Origin of the sequence: Micromonospora sp. CPM1 (assembly GCF_023896895.1) — a bacterium.
Taxonomy (GTDB): domain Bacteria; phylum Actinomycetota; class Actinomycetes; order Mycobacteriales; family Micromonosporaceae; genus Micromonospora; species Micromonospora tulbaghiae.
Genome location: NZ_JAMHIU010000009.1, coordinates 160321 through 179236, shown reverse-complemented (window position 1 = coordinate 179236; position 18916 = coordinate 160321). Strand labels below are relative to the sequence as shown.

Sequence of the window (18916 nt, the reverse complement as noted above, 5' to 3'; positions counted from 1 at the left end):
GGCTGGGCGGATGGTTGATCGCAGCGACCCCGAACCGACCGAGGCGAGCATCCGGCGGGCGCTGGGGCGGGCCGCCACCGGCCGGGCGCTCGACGCCGGCGAGGCGGGCGCGCTGCTCGCCGCCCGCGGGCCGATGCTCGACGAGCTGCTCCGGATCGCCTCCGACATCCGCGACGCCGGGCTGCGTGACGCCGGGCGGCCGGGCGTGGTGACGTACTCGAAGAAGGTCTTCATCCCGCTGACCCGGCTCTGCCGGGACCGCTGCCACTACTGCACGTTCGCCACCGTGCCGCACCGGCTGCCCGCCGCCTACCTGGAACGCGACGAGGTGCTGGCGATCGCCCGCGAGGGTGCCGCGCAGGGCTGCAAGGAGGCGCTGTTCACGCTCGGCGACCGGCCCGAGGAGCGGTGGCCGGCGGCCCGCCGGTGGCTGGACGAGCGGGGGTACGACTCGACGCTGGACTACCTGCGCGCCTGCGCGGTGGCGGTGCTGGAGGAGACCGGCCTGCTGCCGCACCTGAACCCGGGCGTGCTCACCTGGTCGGAGTTGCAGCGGCTCAAGCCGGTCGCGCCGAGCATGGGCATGATGCTGGAGACCACAGCCACCCGGCTCTGGTCGGAGCCGGGCGGCCCGCACTTCGGCTCGCCGGACAAGGAACCCGCGGTGCGCCTGCGGGTGCTCGACGACGCCGGCCGGGTCGGGGTGCCGTTCACCACGGGCATCCTGATCGGCATCGGCGAGAACCGGGCCGAGCGGGTCGACGCGATCTTCGCGATCCGCCGGGCGATGCGGGAGTACGGCCACCTCCAGGAGGTGATCGTGCAGAACTTCCGCGCCAAGCCGGACACCGCGATGCGCGGCATGCCCGACGCGGAGCTGCACGACCTGGCCGCCACGGTGGCGGTGGCCCGGGTGCTGCTCGGCCCGAAGGCCCGCATCCAGGCTCCGCCGAACCTCATCGCGGGCGAGTACGACCTGCTGCTGCGCGCCGGCATCGACGACTGGGGCGGCGTCTCCCCGGTCACGCCCGACCACGTCAACCCGGAGCGGCCCTGGCCGCACCTGGACGAGCTGGCCGCGCGTACCGCGAGTGCCGGGTTCACGCTGCGCGAGCGGCTGACCGTCTACCCGGAGTACGTCCGCGCGGGCGAGCCGTGGCTGGACCCGCGCCTGCTGCCGCACGTCACAGCGCTCGCCGACCCGGCCACCGGGCTCGCGGTCGAGGCGGCCCGCCCGGTGGGACGGCCCTGGCAGGAGCCGGAGGAGGTCTACGGCGGCCGCACCGACCTGCACGTCACCATCGACGTCACCGGCCGCACCGACGACCGGCGGGGCGACTTCGACAGCGTCTACGGCGACTGGGCCGAGGTGGCCGGCAAGGTGGCGCCGGAGGCGCGCGCGGGCGTACCCCTGGGTGGTGGCGCGGACGCCGACCTGCGCGCCGGCCTGCGGCTCGCCGCCGACGACCCGGCGGCGCTGCTGACGCCGGCGCACGAGGCGAAGGCGCTGGCGCTGTTCGGCGCGGACGGCCCGGCGCTGGACGAGCTGTGCCGGCTGGCCGACGACGCGCGCCGGGACGCGGTCGGCGACGACGTGACCTACGTGGTCAACCGCAACATCAATTTCACGAACGTCTGCTACGTGGGCTGCCGGTTCTGCGCGTTCGCCCAGCGGGAGAGCGACGCCGACGCGTTCCGGCTCTCGCTTTCGCAGGTGGCCGACCGGGCCGAGGAGGCGTGGACGGCCGGCGCGACCGAGGTCTGCCTCCAGGGCGGCATCGACCCGAAGATGCCGGTCACCGGTTACGCCGACATCGTCCGCGCGATCAAGGCGCGGGTGCCGGACATGCACGTGCACGCGTTCTCCCCGATGGAGATCGTCACCGCCGCGGCGAAGGCCGGCGTGCCGGTGCGGGAGTGGCTGCTCCGGCTGCGCGAGGCCGGGCTGGACACCATCCCGGGCACCGCCGCCGAGATCCTCGACGACGACGTGCGCTGGGTGCTCACCAAGGGCAAGCTGCCGGCCGCCGCCTGGGTCGACGTGGTGAGCACGGCCCACGAGCTGGGCATCCGGTCCAGCTCCACGATGATGTACGGCCACGTGGACCACCCGGGCCAGTGGCTCGCCCACTTCCGGGTGCTGGCCGGCGTGCAGGACCGTACCGGCGGGTTCACCGAGTTCGTGGCGCTGCCGTTCGTGCACACGAACGCGCCGATCTACCTGGCCGGCATCGCCCGCCCGGGCCCGACCTGGCGGGAGAACCGGGCGGTGCACGCGATGGCCCGGCTGCTGCTGCACGGCCGGATCGACAACATCCAGTGCTCCTGGGTGAAGCTCGGCGACGCGGGCACCGTGGAGATGCTGCGCGGCGGCTGCAACGACCTGGGCGGCACGCTGATGGAGGAGACGATCTCCCGGATGGCCGGCTCGGGCAACGGCTCGGCCCGTACCGAGGAGCAGTTGCGGGCCATCGCCACCGCCGCCGGGCGGCCGTTCCGCAAGCGGACGACCGCGTACGGTCACGCCCGCGCCTGAGGTCGAACCTTTCCCGACCGCACGCCGTACCTGTGGATGCCGGCGGCGGTTTCGGCGAGGACCGCCGCCGGTGACCCCGAACCGGGGCCCGGCGGCGTCCGGGCGCCCGGCCCGCTGCGGCGCTGCGGCGCCGGTCCGGAAAGGCTGCCGATGAGCACTGACGAGACCACCGACGCGCCGAAACGGCGGACCTGGCTGCGGTTGACCCGCAGGCAGACGCTCACCGCCGCGGCGAGCGCGACACTGGGCGCCGCCGCCCTCACCGTGCCGGGCCTGTCCGCCGCGCAGAACGCCCCCACGGCGAGCCGGCGCGACGAGCCGATCGTGGTCCACCTCCGCGACGCCGCCACCGGCGTCATGGACGTCTTCGTCGGCACCACCCGGGTCGAGGTACGCGACCGCGGCCTGGCCGACCGCCTGGTGCGCGCCGCCGGCCGGCGCTGACCCAGCCCTCCGCCGGCGCGGGCTCCCGGCGCCGGTTCCGCTTTCCGTTCCCCCGACGAAGGTGCGTCCGCCATGTCCTCTCACCGCGAGGCCCCGGAGATCGCCAAGGATCCGGTCGCCGACAGTTCCGACCTGTACGCGTTCGTCACGCCGAGCCAGCCGGACACGGTCACGTTGATCGCCAACTACGTGCCGGTGCAGCTTCCCTCCGGCGGCCCGAACTTCTTCGAGTTCGGTGACGACGTCCGGTACGAGATTCACATCGACAACGACGGGGACGGTTATCCCGACGTCACCTATCGTTTCGAATTCACTACCGAGATCACGAACCAGAACAGTTTTCTCTACAACACCGGGCCGATCGAGTCGCTGGAGAGCAAGAACTGGAACCGGCGCCAGTTCTACCGGCTGACCCGGATCGCCGACGGCCGAGCCCGTGTGCTGGCGCACAAACTGCCCTGCCCGCCGTGCAACGTCGGGCCGCTGTCCACGCCGAACTACCAGAACCTGGTCCGGCAGGCGACGTTCAAGCTGTCCACCGGCGAGAAGGTCTTCGCGGGGCAACGGGCCGACGGCTTCTTCGTCGACCTGGGCGCGGTGTTCGACCTGGGTACGCTGCGGCCGTTCCAGCAGCTGCACGTCGCCGGCAAGAAGCTGTTCCGGACCGAGGGGGAGCCGGTGAACGCGCTGGACCGGCTCAACGTGCACAGCCTCGCCGTGCAGGTGCCGCTGAACCAGGTGCGCCGCAAGGCGGCCCGCTACGGCTACGCCGACCGCGCCTCCACGATCGGGGTCTGGACCAGCGCGTCCCGCCAGCAGGTGCGGGTGCTCGGCGACCGGGTCGCCGCCGACACCGCCGCCGGGCCCTTCACCCAGGTGTCGCGGCTCGGTAACCCGTTGTTCAACGAGGTCATCGTGCCGATGTCCAGGAAGGACGTCTGGAACACGCTGCCGCCGTCGGAGGACAAGCGGTTCGCCGGGTTCGTCGAGCGGCCCGAGCTGGCCGCCCTGCTGCCCACGCTCTACCCGGGTGTGTTCCCCAATCTGGACGCGCTCAACAAGTCCAAGAAGCCGCGTGCCGACCTGGTGGCCATCCTGCTCACCGGCGTCCCGGCCGGACTGATCGACGGCTTCGCCAACACCACCGGCGACGTCCAGGCGGACATGCTGCGGCTGAACACCGCGATCCGGCCCAGCCCCAAGCCGGACCGGTTCGGCGTGCTCGGCGGCGACCTGGCCGGCTTCCCCAACGGCCGCCGCGTCGCCGACGACGTGGTGACCATCGCGCTGCGCGCCGTCGCCGGGCTGACCGTGCCGCTGGTCGACAAGACGTTCCAGCCGGACGCCGCCGCCGCGGCGGTGACGCCGGGCCTGAGCGCGGCCGACGTGACAGCGCCGTTCCTGGCCGACTTCCCGTTCCTCGGTACGCCGTACGACGGGTTCGGCAACCCGCAGGCGAAGAAGTCCTGACGGGAGGCGGGCGATGTCACGCCATCACGAGCTCGGCCCGTCGGAGGTCGGCAGCGTCGTGCTGGACCTCGGCGGCGACCGGGGCGCACTGATCATCCACACCGGGCGTGACCTGCACGGCCGGGAGATCGAGATCAGCCGCGTGGACCTCGACGGCCCGCGGACCCACTCCGCCGTACGCGAGCGGTACGTCCGGGACGGGGTGTTCCACAGTGCCGTCTACCCGGATCTGGAGGCCGGCGTTTATACCGTCTGGTGGGACGAGAGTACGTCCGCCGGCGCGATCTCGGTCACCGGCGGGTCGGTCGCCGAATTCGTCTGGCCCACCAGCTCACCAGCCCGCTTGGACTGAGCCGTCAGTCGCGCCGCAACCCGCGCCCCGTCCACATGATGGACGGGGCGCGGTCGGCGTTGGACGGCTCGACGGGCGGTACCGCGGGAAGCGGGTTACCCTTTGCCCCACCATTCTGATCTTGGTACGAGCGGCCGGCGGGGGCGTCCGGCCGGCCTGTCGGCGATGCGCCACGGCAGAAAACTTCCGGCAACTCGCCGGGGAGGGCGTTACTCGTCCGGGGTCTGAATCGATAGGGCAGGTTGCGAGGCTACGGGCGACCGCGGCGGTCGTCCCGGACGTGTCGGGAGGGCGACTCCATTATCAAGTTTGGCTTGACGGCGCACGCATTACACGCGTGTAATTTGAATGGGGTTGTTCGCACGGAACGCAACAAATGGTGACCGTACGGACAGGCACGCCTTTCGCGTGGGGGGTTGCAGCGGCGAATGACGCCGGTGCGCGACAAGGAGGCAATCGATGGACGGCCAGCTCGAGGTGGCCGACCTGCTCGGGAACGCGCCGGAGTGGCAGGAGCGAGCGCTCTGCTCGCAGACCGACCCGGAGGCGTTCTTTCCCGAGAAGGGCGGCTCGACCCGCGAGGCGAAGCGCATCTGCTCGCGGTGCGAAGTGAAGACGGAATGCCTGGAGTACGCGCTCGGCCACGACGAGCGGTTCGGAATCTGGGGTGGCCTCTCCGAGCGGGAGCGGCGCAAGCTCAAGCGGCGGGTCGCCGCCTGATCCACGTACGGGTCCACGGGCGGTGGGGGCCGCCCCGGACCCGGGTCGCCGTCCGGCCGGAGGGGTCCGGCCGGGTGGCGGCGTCCTGTCCGGCCGAACCGGTCAGGCCAGCTCGTCCGGGTCGACCCCGAGCAGATTCGCCACCTGCTCGATGATCACGTCGTGCACCAGGTCGGCGAGGTCCTCGCGGTCCATCGCGCGGAACTCCAGCGGCCGCCGGTAGAGCACGATCCGCGGCGGCACCTCCTGGCGGCCGGGCCGCCCCGGCAGCAGCCGGGCGAGCGGCACCTCGCCGTCCTCCAGCACGTCCGAGTCGTAGACGTTCAGATCCGGCGGGACGTCCTCGACCGCGAACTCCACACCGGCCAGCTCCTTGGCGAACCGGCGTTCGAGCGTCTCCACGGTGTCGAGCACCAGATCGTCGAAGACCTCGGCCTTCGTCCGCGCCAGCGGCACCGTGGCCGGCACCAGCCGCCCGCGCAGCCCGCGACCGTGCCGGTCACGGTGGGTGCGCCGGCCGGAGCCGGGGCGGCGGTTCTGGGGGCTCGTCATGACGCACAGGGTAGCCCGGGCCGGCGGTCCACCCGCCGTCGCGCGGCCGTCCGGCGTGCCGGTGCGCCGGTCGGAGGAATTGTGATCACCATGACGGGCGTGTCGTAACGCGAAGCGGTGCGCCGGACCCGGTAATGGGGATACCCTGCCGCCGTGAGGTCACCACGGCGCTGCTCCCGTAACGGCTGCCCCCGGCAAGCGGTCGCCACATTGACCTATGTCTACAACGAGTCGACGGCGGTGGTGGGCCCGCTCGCGGCGTTCGCCGAACCGCACACGTACGACCTGTGTGAGCCGCACGCCCGCAGCCTGACCGCCCCGCGCGGCTGGGACGTGGTGCGGCACGAGGGCGAGTTCGAGCCGCCGCCGCCCACCACCGACGACCTGGTGGCGCTGGCCGAGGCGGTACGCGAGGCCGCCCGCCCGGCCCCGCCCCGTCCCCCGGAGGACGAGCCCACCAAGCCCCAGACCCCCCAGCAGGGCCGCCGGGGCCACCTACGGGTAATCCCACCCCACCACTGACCCGCGCGCCCGCGCCCCCGGCCCTCACCGCGTCGATCATGAACTTGACGGCGTTTTCGATCTCCCTGAGTGCCGCCAACTTCATGATCAACGGGGTGGGGTGGAACGGGGAGTGGGTCAGTGGCCCAGGAAGTGGTTGAAGAGGTCTGCCCGGCGGGACGGGCGATGGGTTCGGTGCTCGGTGTGGTCGGCTGAGGACATGATCTTCAGGCCGGCGTTCATCGCCAGCCAGCGCAGCGGCTCCGGTTCCCAGTGGGGGGAGCGGTGCCCGACCCAGGGCAGCGCCGTGAGGTCGCTCTCCACGCCCCGGATCAGGTCGGCGAGCGTACGCCCGGCGAGGTTGCTGGTGCCGACGCCGTCACCGACGTAGCCGCCCGCCCAGGCCAGCCCGGTACGCCGGTCCAGCCCCACCGACGCGGACCAGTCCCGGGCCACTCCCAGCGGCCCGCCCCAGGCGTGCGTCACCGGCACGTCCGGCCCGAGCACCGGGAACAGTTCCCCGAGCGCCCGGCGCAGCGCCGCGAACACCCGGGGCTCCCGGTCGAAGCCCGGCCGCACCCGGGAGGCGTAGTGGTAGGGCGCGCCCCGCCCGCCGAACGCGAGCCGCCCGTCGGCGGTGCGCTGGCCGTACACGATGACGTGCCGGTAGTCGGAGAACGTCTCCCGCTCCGCCAGCCCGATCCGCGCCCAGGTCTCCTCGGGCAGCGGCGGGGTGGCCACCATCAGCGAGTAGACCGGCGCCACCACACGGCGCTGGCCGGGCAGCCCGGGCGTGTAGCCCTCGGTCGCGCGGACCACCACCGGCGCCCGGACCACGCCCGCCGCCGTCACCGCCGCGCCGGGCCGCAGCGCGGTCACCGCTGTGCGCTCGTGGATGCGTACGCCCCGGCGCTCCACCGCCCGGGCCAGGCCCCGGACCAGCTTCGCCGGGTGCACGGCGGCGCAGTGCGGGGTGTACGTGCCGCCGCGTACCCCCTCGGCGTTGCACCGCGCGGCGGCCTCGTCGGCGTCGAGCAGCGTCAGGTCGTCGTCGGTCAGCCCGTGCGCGTGGGCCTGCGCGACCTCGGCCCGGGCCCGGTGGAGCTGGGCCTCGCCGCGTGCGAGCGTCACGGTGCCGCCGGCCCGCCAGTCGCAGTCGATGCCCTCGACGGCGGCGACCCGGCCAACCTCGCCGACCGTGTCGTGCATGGCCCGCTGCATGGCCAGTGCCCGGTCCCGGCCGTGCCGCCGGGCCAGCGCCGGCAGCGAGGTGGGGAACAGCGCCGAGCACCAGCCGCCGTTGCGCCCTGACGCGCCGTACCCGGCGATCTCCCGCTCCAGCACGACGACGCGCAACGTGGGGTCGGCCTCGGCCAGGTACCAGGCCGTCCACAGCCCGGTGTACCCGGCGCCCACGATCGCCACGTCGGCGTCCGTGTCGCCGGGCAACCCGGGTCGCGGTGTCAGCGGCTCGTCCAGGCCGGACAGCCAGTACGACAGATGCCGGTAGTCGGTCATCGGCGTCAGAGCCGGGACCACGCCTCGGTCAGCACCCCGCGCAGGATCTGCTCGATCTCGTCGAAGTGCTGCTGGTCGGCGATCAGCGGCGGGGCGAGCTGCACCACCGGGTCGCCCCGGTCGTCGGCCCGGCAGTAGAGCCCGGCGTCGAACAGCGCGGTGGACAGGAAGCCGCGCAGCAGCCGCTCGGACTCGGCCTCGTCGAACGTCTCCCGGGTCGTCTTGTCCTTGACCAGCTCGATGCCGTAGAAGTAGCCGTCGCCGCGTACGTCGCCGACGATCGGCAGGTCGTGCAGCTTCTCCAGGGTGGACCGGAACGCGCCCTCGTTGGCCCGGACGTGCCCGATCAGGTCCTCCCGGGCGAACACCTCCAGGTTTGCCAGCGCGACCGCGCAGGAGACCGGGTGGCCGCCGAACGTCACGCCGTGCGCGAACATGCCGGTCTCGGTGAGGAACGGCTCCATCAGCCGCTCGCTGGCGATCATCGCGCCGAGCGGGGCGTAGCCGGAGGTGATGCCCTTGGCGGTGGTGATGATGTCCGGCTGGTAGCCGTAGCGGACGGCGCCGAAGTACTCGCCGAGCCGGCCCCAGGAGCAGATCACCTCGTCGCTGACCAGCAGCACGTCGTACGCGTCGCAGATCTCGCGTACCCGCTCGAAGTAGCCGGGCGGCGGCGGGAAGCAGCCGCCGGAGTTCTGCACCGGCTCCAGGAAGACGGCGGCGACCGTCTCCGGCCCCTCCCGCTCGATGGCCCGGCCGATCTCCTCGGCGGCCCAGCGGCCGAACGCCTCGGCGTCGTCGCCGTGCTCGGGGGCCCGGTAGAAGTTGGTGTTCGGCACCTTGATGCCGCCCGGCACCAGCGGCTCGAAGTCGGTCTTGATGCCGGGCAGGCCGGTGATCGACAGCGCGCCCATCGAGGTGCCGTGGTAGGCGATGTAGCGGCTGACCACCTTGTGCTTGGTGGGCTTGCCGGTGCGCTTGAAGTAGGCCCGGGCCAGCTTCCACGCCGCCTCGACGGCCTCGGAGCCGCCGGTGGTGAAGAAGACCCGGTTCAGGTCGCCGGGGGTGAGCGTGGCGATCTTCTCGGCCAGCTCGACGGCCTTGGGGTGGGCGTACGACCAGAGCGGGAAGTAGGCCAGCTCGCCGGCCTGCTTGGCGGCGGCCTCGGCCAGCTCGGCGCGGCCGTGGCCGGCGTTGACGACGAACAGCCCGGCCAGCCCGTCCAGGTAGCGGCGGCCCTGGGCGTCCCAGACGTACGCGCCCTCGCCCCGGACGATTGTCGGAACCTCGCCGGCGGGGTAGCTCGCCATGCGGGTGAAGTGCATCCACAGGTGGTCGGTGGCGTTGGCCATGTCAGCCCCATCGGGTCTCGGGCCGGTCAGGGGTGACACCGGCCGCTCTGCCCACGGTTATCCCACAGGCGATGCCGATAAGGCAAGCGAACAAGCTTCAACGCGACGGATTCAGCGTTGTATCACTGCGCCGTCAACGGAATCCGCATCAGGCGGTGCCCCAGCTGTAGGTCTGCTTGCGCAGCTTCAGGTAGACGAACGCCTCGGTGGAGAGCACCCCGGGGACGCCGCGCAGCTTCTGGAGGATCTCCAGCAGGTGTGCGTCGTTGCGGCAGACCACCTCGGCCAGCAGGTCGAACGAGCCGGCGGTGATCACCACGTAGTCGATCTCCTCGAACTCGGCCAGCCGGTCCGCGACCGGCTCCAGGTCGCCGTCGGTCCGCAGCCCGATCATGGCCTGGCGGGGGAAGCCGAGCTGGAGCGGATCGGTGACCGCGACGATCTGCATGACGCCCGCGTCGAGCAGCCGCTGCACCCGCTGGCGTACCGCCGCCTCGGAGAGGCCGACCGCCTTGCCGATGCTCGCGTACGGGCGGCGCCCGTCCTCCTGGAGCTGCTCGATGATCTGCTTGGCCACGTCGTCGAGCAGAGCGTGATTGGCGCCTTCACGCACGGTGACCCGGCGGTTGCCGTTCCCGATCTCCTGGTGCCGGTTGACCATCGACGCTCCTCGTGTCCGAATCTCCGTGTTGAGCGTAGTGCCCCGCGCAGTCTGGCGTATTTCGTGGCGACTGGCTATTCCGGCAACGGAATCCCTTGTGAGAGAGGTTTTCTCATGTCAGGATCAGTCGTCCATCGCCACTGACCCTCCCGCCGGCGCGCCGCCCCCGTCCCGCCGCCGACGATGCCCCCCAAGGAGTCGTCACATGCGTAGTCCCCTCCGGACCCTCACCCGGCGTGGCCTGCTCACCGGGACCGTCGGCTCGGCCGCGCTGCTCGCCACCGCGGGCACCCTGGCCGGCTGCGGGACCAAGGGCGCCCAGCAGACCGAAGCCGGCTGCAAGAGCGAGGATCTGTCCGCCACCGAGAAGAAGGTCGCCTTCTCGAACTGGCCGCAGTACATGGACACCGACGAGAAGGACGAGTCCAAGCGCCCCACGCTCGACGCGTTCGTCGCCGCCTCCGGCATCCAGGTGACGTACACAGAGGACGTCAACGACAACAACGAGTTCTTCGGGAAGGTCCGTAACCAGCTCGCCGGGTGTCAGAGCACCGGCCGGGACATCATGGTGCTCACCGACTGGATGGCCGCCCGGATGATCCGCCTCGGCTGGGTGCAGAAGCTGGACAAGTCGAAGATGCCCAACGTCGAGGCGAACCTGCTGCCGTCGCTGCGCGGACGCTCCTTCGACGCCGAGACCCAGCTAGCGGTCCCGTGGCAGTCCGGTCTGGCCGGGCTCGCGTACAACGCGAAGGTCACCAAGGAGATCCGCACCGTCGACGAGCTGCTCACCCGCCCCGATCTCAAGGGCAAGGTGACAGTGCTGTCGGAGATGCGCGACACCATCGGCCTGCTGCTCCAGTCGCTCGGCCACGACCCGGCCAAGTTCACCGCCGCCCAGTTCGACGACGCGCTGAACAAGCTCAAGAAGGCCGTGGACAGCAAGCAGATCCGGCGGTTCACCGGCAACGACTACGCGCCCGACCTGGCCAAGGGCGACATCGCCGCGTGCATCGGCTGGTCCGGCGACGTCGTCCAGCTCGGCTTCGAGGACGAGAAGATCAAGTTCGTGGTGCCCGAATCCGGCGTGATGCTCTGGTCGGACAACATGCTGGTGCCGAACAAGGCCACCCACAAGGCCAACGCCGAGGCGTTGATGAACCACTACTACGACCCGGCGGTGGCCGCGAAGCTGGCCGCGTACGTCAACTACATCTGCCCGGTGCAGGGCGCGCAGGCCGAGATGGAGAAGATCGACCCGGATCTGGCCACCAACCCGCTGATCTTCCCCGACGACGCGATGCTGTCCAAGGCCAAGGTCTTCATGGCGCTCGACGAAGCGCAGGAGAAGGAGTACGAGACCAAGTTCCAGCAGGTGATCGGCGCGTGAAGGGGCAGCAGACCCCGGCCGGCGACCTGCGACTGGTCGACCTGACCAAGCGGTTCGGCGTCTTCACCGCCGTCGACGACCTCACCCTGACCGTCCCGCAGGGCTCGTTCTTCGCCCTGCTCGGCGCGTCCGGCTGCGGCAAGACCACCACGCTGCGGATGATCGCCGGGCTGGAGCAGCCCACCAGCGGGCAGGTGCTGCTCGGCGACCAGGACATCGCCGGGCTGCGGCCGTACAAGCGGCCGGTGAACACCGTCTTCCAGAGCTACGCCCTGTTCCCGCACCTGGACATCCACGAGAACGTGGCGTTCGGGCTGCGCCGCCGCGGCATCCGCAAGGTGGGCGACCAGGTCGAGCGGATGCTCGCGCTGGTGCAGCTCGAAGGGTACGGCCGGCGCCGCCCGGCCCAGCTCTCCGGCGGCCAGCAGCAGCGCGTCGCGCTGGCCCGGGCGCTCATCAACCACCCGCAGGTGCTCCTGCTCGACGAGCCGCTCGGCGCGCTGGACCTGAAGCTGCGCCGGCAGATGCAGATCGAGCTGAAGCGGATCCAGACCGAGGTGGGCATCACGTTCGTGCACGTCACCCACGACCAGGAGGAGGCCATGACGATGGCCGACACGGTCGCGGTGATGAACGCCGGCCGGATCGAGCAACTCGGCGCGCCCGCCGACATCTACGAGTACCCGGCCACCGCGTTCGTGGCGAACTTCCTCGGCCAGTCCAACCTGCTCGCCGCCGAAGCCGGCGGCCGCGCCGCCGACGACGTGCTGGTCACGGCGCACGGCGCGCGCTTCTCGGTGCCCGCCGGCCGGGCCCGGCTCACCGACGGGCCGGCCTTCCTCGGCGTACGTCCCGAGAAGCTGCACCTGGCCGACGGCCCGGACCGGGTGCCGGCCGGGCACCAGCACGTCGGCGGCGTGGTCACCGACGCCTCCTACGTCGGGGTGAGCACCCAGTACCTGGTGCGCACCGCGTGGGGCAGCGAGCTGTCCGCGTTCGCCGCGAACAGCGGGCTGGGCGGCCGGCTCGCCGTCGGTACGGCGGTGACCGCGCACTGGGATCCGCGCCACGCGTTCCTGCTGCCCCGGGCCGCCGGTGCGGACGACCAGACCACGCCGCTGCTCGACGAACCGCCGGTGGGTGCGCTGCCATGAGCGCGCTGGCCCACGTACCGACCTCCGCCGGGAAGCCGGTGCCGCCGCCGGTGCGGCGCGGGCGCAGCCGCCTCCTGCCGTACCTGTTGCTGCTGCCCGGCGCGGTCTGGCTGCTCGTCTTCTTCGCGCTCCCGCTGGTGCAGCTCGCCTCGGCCAGCCTCTACGACCCGGCCGGCTCGCTCTCCACCGGGTACGCGATGACCTGGGCGTTCGGCAACTACCCGGACGCGCTGCAGGCGTACTGGCCGCAGTTCTCCCGGTCGTTCCTCTACTCGGCCATCGCGCTGGTGCTCGCGCTGCTGATGGGCTACCCGCTGGCGTACGCGATCGCGCAGAAGGCCGGCCGGTGGAAGAACCTGCTGCTGGTCGCGGTGGTCGCGCCGATGTTCACCAGCTTCCTGGTGCGCACGCTGGCCTGGAAGACCATCCTGTCGGACAACGGCGCGCTGGTCGGGCTGCTGCGTGACGTGCACCTGCTCGGCCCGGACGGCCGGCTGCTGGCCACTCCGATCGCCGTGGTGCTCGGCCTGACGTACAACTTCCTGCCGTTCCTGGTGCTGCCGCTGTACGCGAGCCTGGAGCGGCTCGATCCCCGGCTGCTGGAGGCGGCGAGCGACCTGTACGCGAGCCCGCTGCGCGCGTTCGCCAAGGTCACGCTGCCGCTGTCGATGCCCGGCCTGATCGCCGGCACGCTGCTGTTCTTCATCCCGGCCACCGGCGACTACATCAACGCCGAGCTGCTCGGTACGCCGAACGAGTACATGATCGGCAACGTCATCGACTCGGCGTTCCTGGTCCGGCTGGACTATCCGCAGGGCGCGGCGCTGTCGTTCCTGCTGATGGCCGCGATCCTGGCGATCGTCTTCGTCTACCTGCGTAAGGCCGGCACGGAGGAGGTGCTGTGATGAGCGCGAGGAGCGCAGCGAAGCGGAGCCCCGCAGTCGCGAATGGAGGCAGGCTCTGATGAGGCGCTGGCTCGCCGACCGGTGGGTGATGGGCGTGGCCCTGCTCGTCCTCGGCTACCTGACGCTGCCGATCATGGTGGTCGCCGGTCTGTCCTTCAACCGGCCCTCCAGCCGGCTCTCCTACGACTTCAACGAGTTCACGCTCGACAACTGGAAGCAGCCCTGCGCCACCTCGGACATGTGCGACGCCGTGGTGCGCAGCATGCAGATCGGGCTCATCGCCACAGTCGTCTCCACGATCCTCGGCACGCTGATGGCGTTCGCGCTGGTCCGGCACAGCTTCCGCGGCCGGTCCGGGCTCAACGGCCTGATCTTCCTGCCGATGGCCACCCCGGAGCTGGTGATGGGCACCTCGCTGCTCGCCCTCTTCGTCGCCGCCGGGGTGCCGCAGGGCTTCTGGACCATCGTCATCGCGCACGTCATGTTCTGCGTGTCGTTCGTGGTGGTCACCGTGAAGGCCCGGCTCGCCGGCATGGACCGGCGGCTGGAGGAGGCCGCCATGGACCTGTACGCCAGCGAGTGGCAGACGTTCCGCCGGATCACGCTGCCGCTGGTGCTGCCCGGCATCGTGGCCGCCTCGCTGCTGGCGTTCTCGCTCAGCTTCGACGACTTCATCATCACGAACTTCAACGCCGGCACCACTGTCACGTTCCCCATGTACGTCTGGGGCGCCTCCCAGCGGGGCATCCCGCCCCAGGTCAACGTCATCGGCACGGCCATGTTCGTGATCGCGTTGCTGCTGGTCGGGGCCACCTCGCTGCGTGGGCGGCGGGCGCGACGGGCCGCCCTCGCGATGGTCGCCACACCGGCGGGCAAGCCATGACACTCCCGCATACCGGCCGGGCGCTGGCCGACGCCGCGCCCGTGTCGTACTGGCTGGACCGTCCGGTTCGCCCCGACCCGCTGCCGCCGCTGGCCGGGTCGCACACCGCCGACCTGCTCGTGGTCGGCGGCGGGTACGCCGGGCTGTGGACCGCGCTGCTGGCCAAGGAGGCCGACCCGGACCGCGACGTCCTGCTCGTCGACGCGGGCACGTGCGGCTGGGCGGCGTCCGGGCGCAACGGCGGGTTCTGCGCCGCGTCGCTGACCCACGGGCTCGCCAACGGCGTCGAACGGTTCCCCGGCGAGATCCGCGAGCTGGAACGGCTGGGCCGGGAGAACCTGGACGCCATCGCCGCCACTGTGGCGAAGTACGACATCGACTGCGACCTCGAACGTACCGGCGAGCTGGCGGTGGCGGTCGAGCCGTACCAGCTCGACGGGCTCGCCACCGACGCCGAGCTGGCCCGCCGGTACGGCCACGACGTGCGGCTGCTCGACCGCGACGAGGTACGCGCCGAGGTGGCGTCGCCGACGTACCTGGGCGGGATGTGGGACGCCGACCGGGTGGCCCTGCTCGACCCGGCGAAGCTCGCCTGGGGACTGCGCCGGGCCGCGCTCGACCTGGGCGTACGCGTGCACGAGCACACCCGCGTCACCGGCCTGGCCCGCGACGGCGCCGGGCTGCGCGCCACCACGGCGGGCGGCGCGGACGCGGCGCCCGGCGCGGTACGGGCGCGGCAGGTCGTGCTGGCCACGAACGCGTTCCCGCCGCTGCTGCGCCGGCTGCGCTCCTGGATCGTGCCGGTCTACGACTACGCGCTGATGACCGAGCCGCTGACCGCCGCGCAGCGCGACGCGATCGGCTGGCGGCACCGGCAGGGGCTCGCCGACACCGGCAACCAGTTCCACTACTACCGGCTCACCGCCGACAACCGGATCCTGTTCGGCGGCTACGACGCGATCTACCACTACGGCAACCGGGTGGCGCCCGCGCTGGAGCAGCGCGAGGCCACCTTCACCACGCTGGCGTCGCACTTCTTCTCCACGTTCCCGCAGCTCGCCGATGTGCGGTTCAGTCACCGCTGGGGTGGCGTCATCGACACCTGCACCCGGTTCTGCGCGTTCTTCGGCACCGCTTACGAAGGGCGCCTGGCGTACGCGGCCGGGTTCACCGGGCTCGGCGTCGGCGCGACCCGGTTCGGCGCCCGCGTCACGCTCGACCTGCTCTCCGGCGCGGACACCCCGCTGACCCGGCTCGACCTGGTGCGCCGCAAGCCGCTGCCGTTCCCGCCGGAACCGGCCCGGTCCGTGGGCATCAACCTCACCCGCTGGTCGCTCGCCCGCGCCGACGCGCGCGACGGACGGCGCAACCTCTGGCTCCGTACTCTCGACCGTCTTGGACTGGGGTTCGACTCCTGATGCGTATCCTCCTCGTCGGCGCCGGTGGCGTCGGCTCCGCCGCCGTATCCATCGCCGTCCGCCGTTCCTTCTTCGAGATCATGGTGGTCGCCGACCACGACCCGGCGCGTGCGGCACGGGCCGTCGCCGGGCACGGCGACCGGTTCGTCGCCGCCACTGTGGACGCCTCCTCCGCCGACGCGGTGGCCGCGCTGTGCCGGGAACACCGCATCACCCACGTGCTCAACGCCGTCGACCCGCGCTTCGTCATGCCGATCTTCGACGGCGCGTTCGCCGCCGGGGCCGACTACCTGGACATGGCCATGTCGCTGTCCCGGCCGCACCCCGAGCGCCCCTACGCCGAGACGGGGGTCAAGCTCGGCGACGAGCAGTTCGCCGTCGCGCAGCGGTGGGCCGCCGCCGGGCGGCTCGCGCTGTGCGGCATCGGCGTCGAACCGGGCCTGTCCGACGTCTTCGCCCGCTACGCCGCCGACGAGCTGTTCGCCGAGATCGACGAGATCGGGGTACGCGACGGCGCGAACCTCACAGTCGCCGGGTACGACTTCGCGCCCTCGTTCTCCATCTGGACCACCATCGAGGAGTGCCTCAACCCGCCGGTGATCTGGGAGGCCGGGCGCGGCTGGTTCACCACCGAACCGTTCAGCGAGCCGGAGGTCTTCGACTTCCCGGCCGGGATCGGCCCGGTCGAGTGCGTCAACGTCGAGCACGAGGAGGTGCTGCTCATCCCGCGCTGGGTGCCGGCGAAGCGGGTCACCTTCAAGTACGGCCTCGGCACCGAGTTCATCGAGGTGCTGCGCACGCTGCACAAACTCGGGCTGGACTCGACCCAGCCGGTGCGCGTACGCGGCGTCGACGTGTCACCGCGCGACCTGGTGGCCGCCGCGCTGCCCGACCCGGCCACGCTCGGCGACCGGATGAGCGGCAAGACCTGCGCCGGCACGTACGTCACCGGCACCGGGCCGGACGGCCGCCCGCGCCGCGTCTACCTCTACCACGTGGTCGACAACGAGTGGTCCATGGCCGAGTACGGCCACCAGGCGGTGGTGTGGCAGACCGCCGTCAACCCGGTCGTCGCGCTGGAACTGCTCGCCACCGGCGCCTGGTCCGGCACGGGCGTGCTCGGCCCGGAGGCGTTCCCGCCGACCCCCTTCCTGGACCTGCTCACCGGCTACGGTTCGCCGTGGGGGATGGAGGAACGATGACCCGGTACGGCCCGATGTACGGCCCCGACATCACGTTCCTCGGTGTGCCGCCGTGCACCGTCGAGGAGCCGGTCACGTACGCCGACGCGGACGTGGTGATCATCGGGGCGCCGTTCGACGGTGGCACCTCGCACCGGCCGGGCACCCGGTTCGGGCCGTCCGCCATCCGGCAGGCCTGCTACCTGCCGCACGACGGTTCCCGCCCGTCGCTGGCGCTGCGCGTGGACGCGCTGAAGGACCTGTGCGTCTACGACGCCGGCGACGTGGAGATGTTCGGCGGCGACATCGAGCGCTCGCTCGCCGCGCTGGAGACCGCCGTGCACGCGGTCGCGTCGGCCGGGGCGATCCCGGTGGTGCTCGGCGGCGACCACTCCATCGCGCTGCCCGACGCGACAGGGGTGGCCCGGCACCACGGGCTCGGCCGGGTGTCGCTGGTGCACTTCGACGCGCACGCCGACACCGGCGACGTCGAGTTCGGCTCGCTGCACGGGCACGGCCAGCCGATGCGCCGACTAATCGAGTCCGGCGCGGTACGCGGCGACCGCTTCCTCCAGATCGGGCTGCGCGGCTACTGGCCCGGCCCGGACACGCTGGCGTGGATGGCCGAGCAGCGGATGCGCTCGTACGAGATGACCGAGATCATGGCGCGCGGGCTGGACACCTGCCTGACCGAGGCGTTCGGCATCGCCACCGACGAGTGCGAGGGCGTGTTCCTCTCCGTCGACGTGGACGTGGTCGACCCGGGCATGGCACCCGGCACCGGCACCCCCGAGCCGGGCGGCTTCACGTCCCGGCAACTGCTCGACGCGGTCCGCCGGGTCTGCTACGAGCTGCCGGTGGTCGGACTGGACGTGGTCGAGGTCGCCCCGCCGTACGACCACGCCGACATCACCGCGTACCTGGGCAACCGGGTGGTGCTGGAGGCGTTGTCCGCGATAGCCCGCCGCCGCCACGACGCCGCCGGCGGCCCCCCGTGGAACCCCACCCAGCCACTGTTGGACAACCGCTGAGCATGGCCTCCGAGTTTAGCTCGGGCTATAGTCGACCAGGTGACGGAGTTCTTTCACTGGGACGAGGTCCGCGCCGAACTCGGCGGTGACGACGAGGCGTACGAGGCGGAGCGCGCCCGGACCGACGCGTGGGTGAGCGCGTTCCACCTGGCCGAGGAGCGCAAGCGGCTGGGGCTCACCCAGCGGCAGGTCGCCGAGATCATGGGGGTCACACCCGGCCGGGTGAGCCAGATCGAGAACGGCGACCTCGACGTCAACGAGGTGGCCACGCTCAGCCGATATGCCAACGCCCTCGGTGCCCGGCTGCGGATCATCTTCGACTACGGCGACGACCTCCGGCAGATCGCCTGACCGGAGGCCGCCGACGCGGTCAGGGGCGGGCGCAGTGGGGGCGCAGGCGTACGCGTTCGGTGGTTTCGGTGAGGGAGTTGGGCTCGACCACCAGGCGCGCGATGGTGGTGGCCGGGCCGGGGCGGAACGCGCCCTGGTCGGCGGGGATCGTCGCGGTCCAGGTGCCGGCGGTGCGCTCGTCGGTGCACGCGCCGATCACGCCGAACCCGAAGCCGGTGACCGTGCCGCGCCGTGCCCGCTGCTCCAGGTGCACCTCGATGTACGCGAGGCCGCGCTCGGCGCCGCAGTCGAACCGGCCGCCCACAGTGGCGGTGTGCGCCCGTACGTCGGCGGCGCCGAACCAGTTGACGGAGATGCGGGGGGAGGCCGCCGGGGCGGCGACGGCGGCGCCCGGCGCGAGCCCGAGCGTGGCGGCGGTGGCGAGGGCGGTGAGGCCGGCGGCGAGCACTGGCTGTCGGACCGGATTCATGCGCGGACTCCTGTCGGGCGGTGGTGGG

General features: G+C 72.0%; 19 protein-coding genes. 14 read left to right on the top strand and 5 right to left on the bottom strand.

What is annotated here, in order from left to right; genetic code table 11:
* Positions 1-10: 10 nt before the first annotated feature.
* From M8C11_RS13615 to M8C11_RS13595, 5 genes are all read left to right on the top strand, one after another.
* Positions 11-2536, top strand: coding sequence for a bifunctional FO biosynthesis protein CofGH (locus M8C11_RS13615; RefSeq protein WP_252449786.1), 2526 nt, complete (start codon positions 11-13; stop codon positions 2534-2536).
* A gap of 150 nt (positions 2537-2686) precedes the next feature.
* Positions 2687-2980 (top strand): hypothetical protein, encoded by a 294-nt coding sequence (locus tag M8C11_RS13610; RefSeq protein WP_252449785.1) that lies wholly within the window; start codon positions 2687-2689, stop codon positions 2978-2980.
* Positions 2981-3052: 72 nt separating this feature from the next.
* On the top strand, positions 3053-4450 hold the full coding sequence (locus tag M8C11_RS13605) for a DUF4331 domain-containing protein (protein WP_252449784.1): 1398 nt from the start codon (positions 3053-3055) through the stop codon (positions 4448-4450).
* Positions 4451-4463: 13 nt separating this feature from the next.
* The gene (locus M8C11_RS13600) at positions 4464-4802 is read left to right on the top strand and encodes a phospholipase (RefSeq protein ID WP_252449783.1); all 339 of its coding nucleotides are present in this window, start codon (positions 4464-4466) and stop codon (positions 4800-4802) included.
* Between the two features lie 459 nt (positions 4803-5261).
* Positions 5262-5522, top strand: a complete 261-nt coding sequence (locus tag M8C11_RS13595; RefSeq protein WP_013284161.1) for a WhiB family transcriptional regulator — start codon at positions 5262-5264, stop codon at positions 5520-5522.
* A 102-nt stretch (positions 5523-5624) separates the two neighbouring features.
* Here the strand turns inward: M8C11_RS13595 and M8C11_RS13590 are convergent, their stop codons facing one another.
* Positions 5625-6074, bottom strand: coding sequence for a metallopeptidase family protein (locus tag M8C11_RS13590; RefSeq protein ID WP_018787548.1), 450 nt, complete (start codon positions 6072-6074; stop codon positions 5625-5627).
* 153 nt (positions 6075-6227) lie between these two features.
* Between M8C11_RS13590 and M8C11_RS13585 the strand changes: the two genes are divergently transcribed.
* Complete coding sequence (locus M8C11_RS13585) at positions 6228-6596, top strand: DUF3499 domain-containing protein (protein WP_120571551.1); 369 nt, start codon at positions 6228-6230, stop codon at positions 6594-6596.
* Positions 6597-6713: 117 nt separating this feature from the next.
* Here the strand turns inward: M8C11_RS13585 and M8C11_RS13580 are convergent, their stop codons facing one another.
* The 3 genes from M8C11_RS13580 to M8C11_RS13570 all read right to left on the bottom strand — a co-directional run bounded on the left by M8C11_RS13580 (position 6714) and on the right by M8C11_RS13570 (position 10106).
* Positions 6714-8093, bottom strand: a complete 1380-nt coding sequence (locus M8C11_RS13580; RefSeq protein WP_252449829.1) for an FAD-binding oxidoreductase — start codon at positions 8091-8093, stop codon at positions 6714-6716.
* 5 nt (positions 8094-8098) lie between these two features.
* On the bottom strand, positions 8099-9445 hold the full coding sequence (locus M8C11_RS13575) for an aspartate aminotransferase family protein (protein WP_135243415.1): 1347 nt from the start codon (positions 9443-9445) through the stop codon (positions 8099-8101).
* 148 nt (positions 9446-9593) lie between these two features.
* Positions 9594-10106: an Lrp/AsnC family transcriptional regulator gene (locus tag M8C11_RS13570; RefSeq protein WP_018787551.1), complete on the bottom strand. Its 513-nt coding sequence runs from the start codon at positions 10104-10106 to the stop codon at positions 9594-9596.
* Between the two features lie 205 nt (positions 10107-10311).
* Here M8C11_RS13570 and M8C11_RS13565 point away from each other — a divergent pair, with 205 nt between their 5' ends.
* From M8C11_RS13565 to M8C11_RS13530, 8 genes are read left to right on the top strand one after another with little or no spacing between them, the layout of a single operon-like run.
* Positions 10312-11496 (top strand): spermidine/putrescine ABC transporter substrate-binding protein, encoded by a 1185-nt coding sequence (locus M8C11_RS13565; protein WP_120571549.1) that lies wholly within the window; start codon positions 10312-10314, stop codon positions 11494-11496.
* Positions 11493-12650 carry an ABC transporter ATP-binding protein gene (locus M8C11_RS13560; protein WP_252449782.1) on the top strand — a complete coding sequence of 386 codons (1158 nt, stop codon included), beginning with the start codon at positions 11493-11495 and terminating at the stop codon, positions 12648-12650. The genes M8C11_RS13565 and M8C11_RS13560 overlap by 4 nt, the downstream gene beginning before the upstream one ends.
* Positions 12647-13555 carry an ABC transporter permease gene (locus tag M8C11_RS13555; RefSeq protein WP_135243417.1) on the top strand — a complete coding sequence of 303 codons (909 nt, stop codon included), beginning with the start codon at positions 12647-12649 and terminating at the stop codon, positions 13553-13555. Before M8C11_RS13560 ends, M8C11_RS13555 begins: the two co-directional genes overlap by 4 nt.
* A gap of 58 nt (positions 13556-13613) precedes the next feature.
* On the top strand, positions 13614-14438 hold the full coding sequence (locus M8C11_RS13550; RefSeq protein WP_135243418.1) for an ABC transporter permease: 825 nt from the start codon (positions 13614-13616) through the stop codon (positions 14436-14438).
* Positions 14435-15856 carry an FAD-binding oxidoreductase gene (locus tag M8C11_RS13545; protein WP_135243419.1) on the top strand — a complete coding sequence of 474 codons (1422 nt, stop codon included), beginning with the start codon at positions 14435-14437 and terminating at the stop codon, positions 15854-15856. Before M8C11_RS13550 ends, M8C11_RS13545 begins: the two co-directional genes overlap by 4 nt.
* Positions 15856-17058 (top strand): saccharopine dehydrogenase family protein, encoded by a 1203-nt coding sequence (locus M8C11_RS13540; RefSeq protein ID WP_252449781.1) that lies wholly within the window; start codon positions 15856-15858, stop codon positions 17056-17058. Before M8C11_RS13545 ends, M8C11_RS13540 begins: the two co-directional genes overlap by 1 nt.
* Positions 17055-18068 carry an agmatinase gene (gene speB, locus M8C11_RS13535; protein ID WP_252449780.1) on the top strand — a complete coding sequence of 338 codons (1014 nt, stop codon included), beginning with the start codon at positions 17055-17057 and terminating at the stop codon, positions 18066-18068. Before M8C11_RS13540 ends, speB begins: the two co-directional genes overlap by 4 nt.
* 39 nt (positions 18069-18107) lie before the next feature.
* Positions 18108-18419: a helix-turn-helix domain-containing protein gene (locus tag M8C11_RS13530; RefSeq protein WP_252449779.1), complete on the top strand. Its 312-nt coding sequence runs from the start codon at positions 18108-18110 to the stop codon at positions 18417-18419.
* 19 nt (positions 18420-18438) lie between these two features.
* Here the strand turns inward: M8C11_RS13530 and M8C11_RS13525 are convergent, their stop codons facing one another.
* A complete protein-coding gene (locus tag M8C11_RS13525; RefSeq protein WP_252449778.1) occupies positions 18439-18888 on the bottom strand; it encodes a hypothetical protein in 450 nt (149 codons plus the stop codon).
* Positions 18889-18916: the final 28 nt, after the last annotated feature.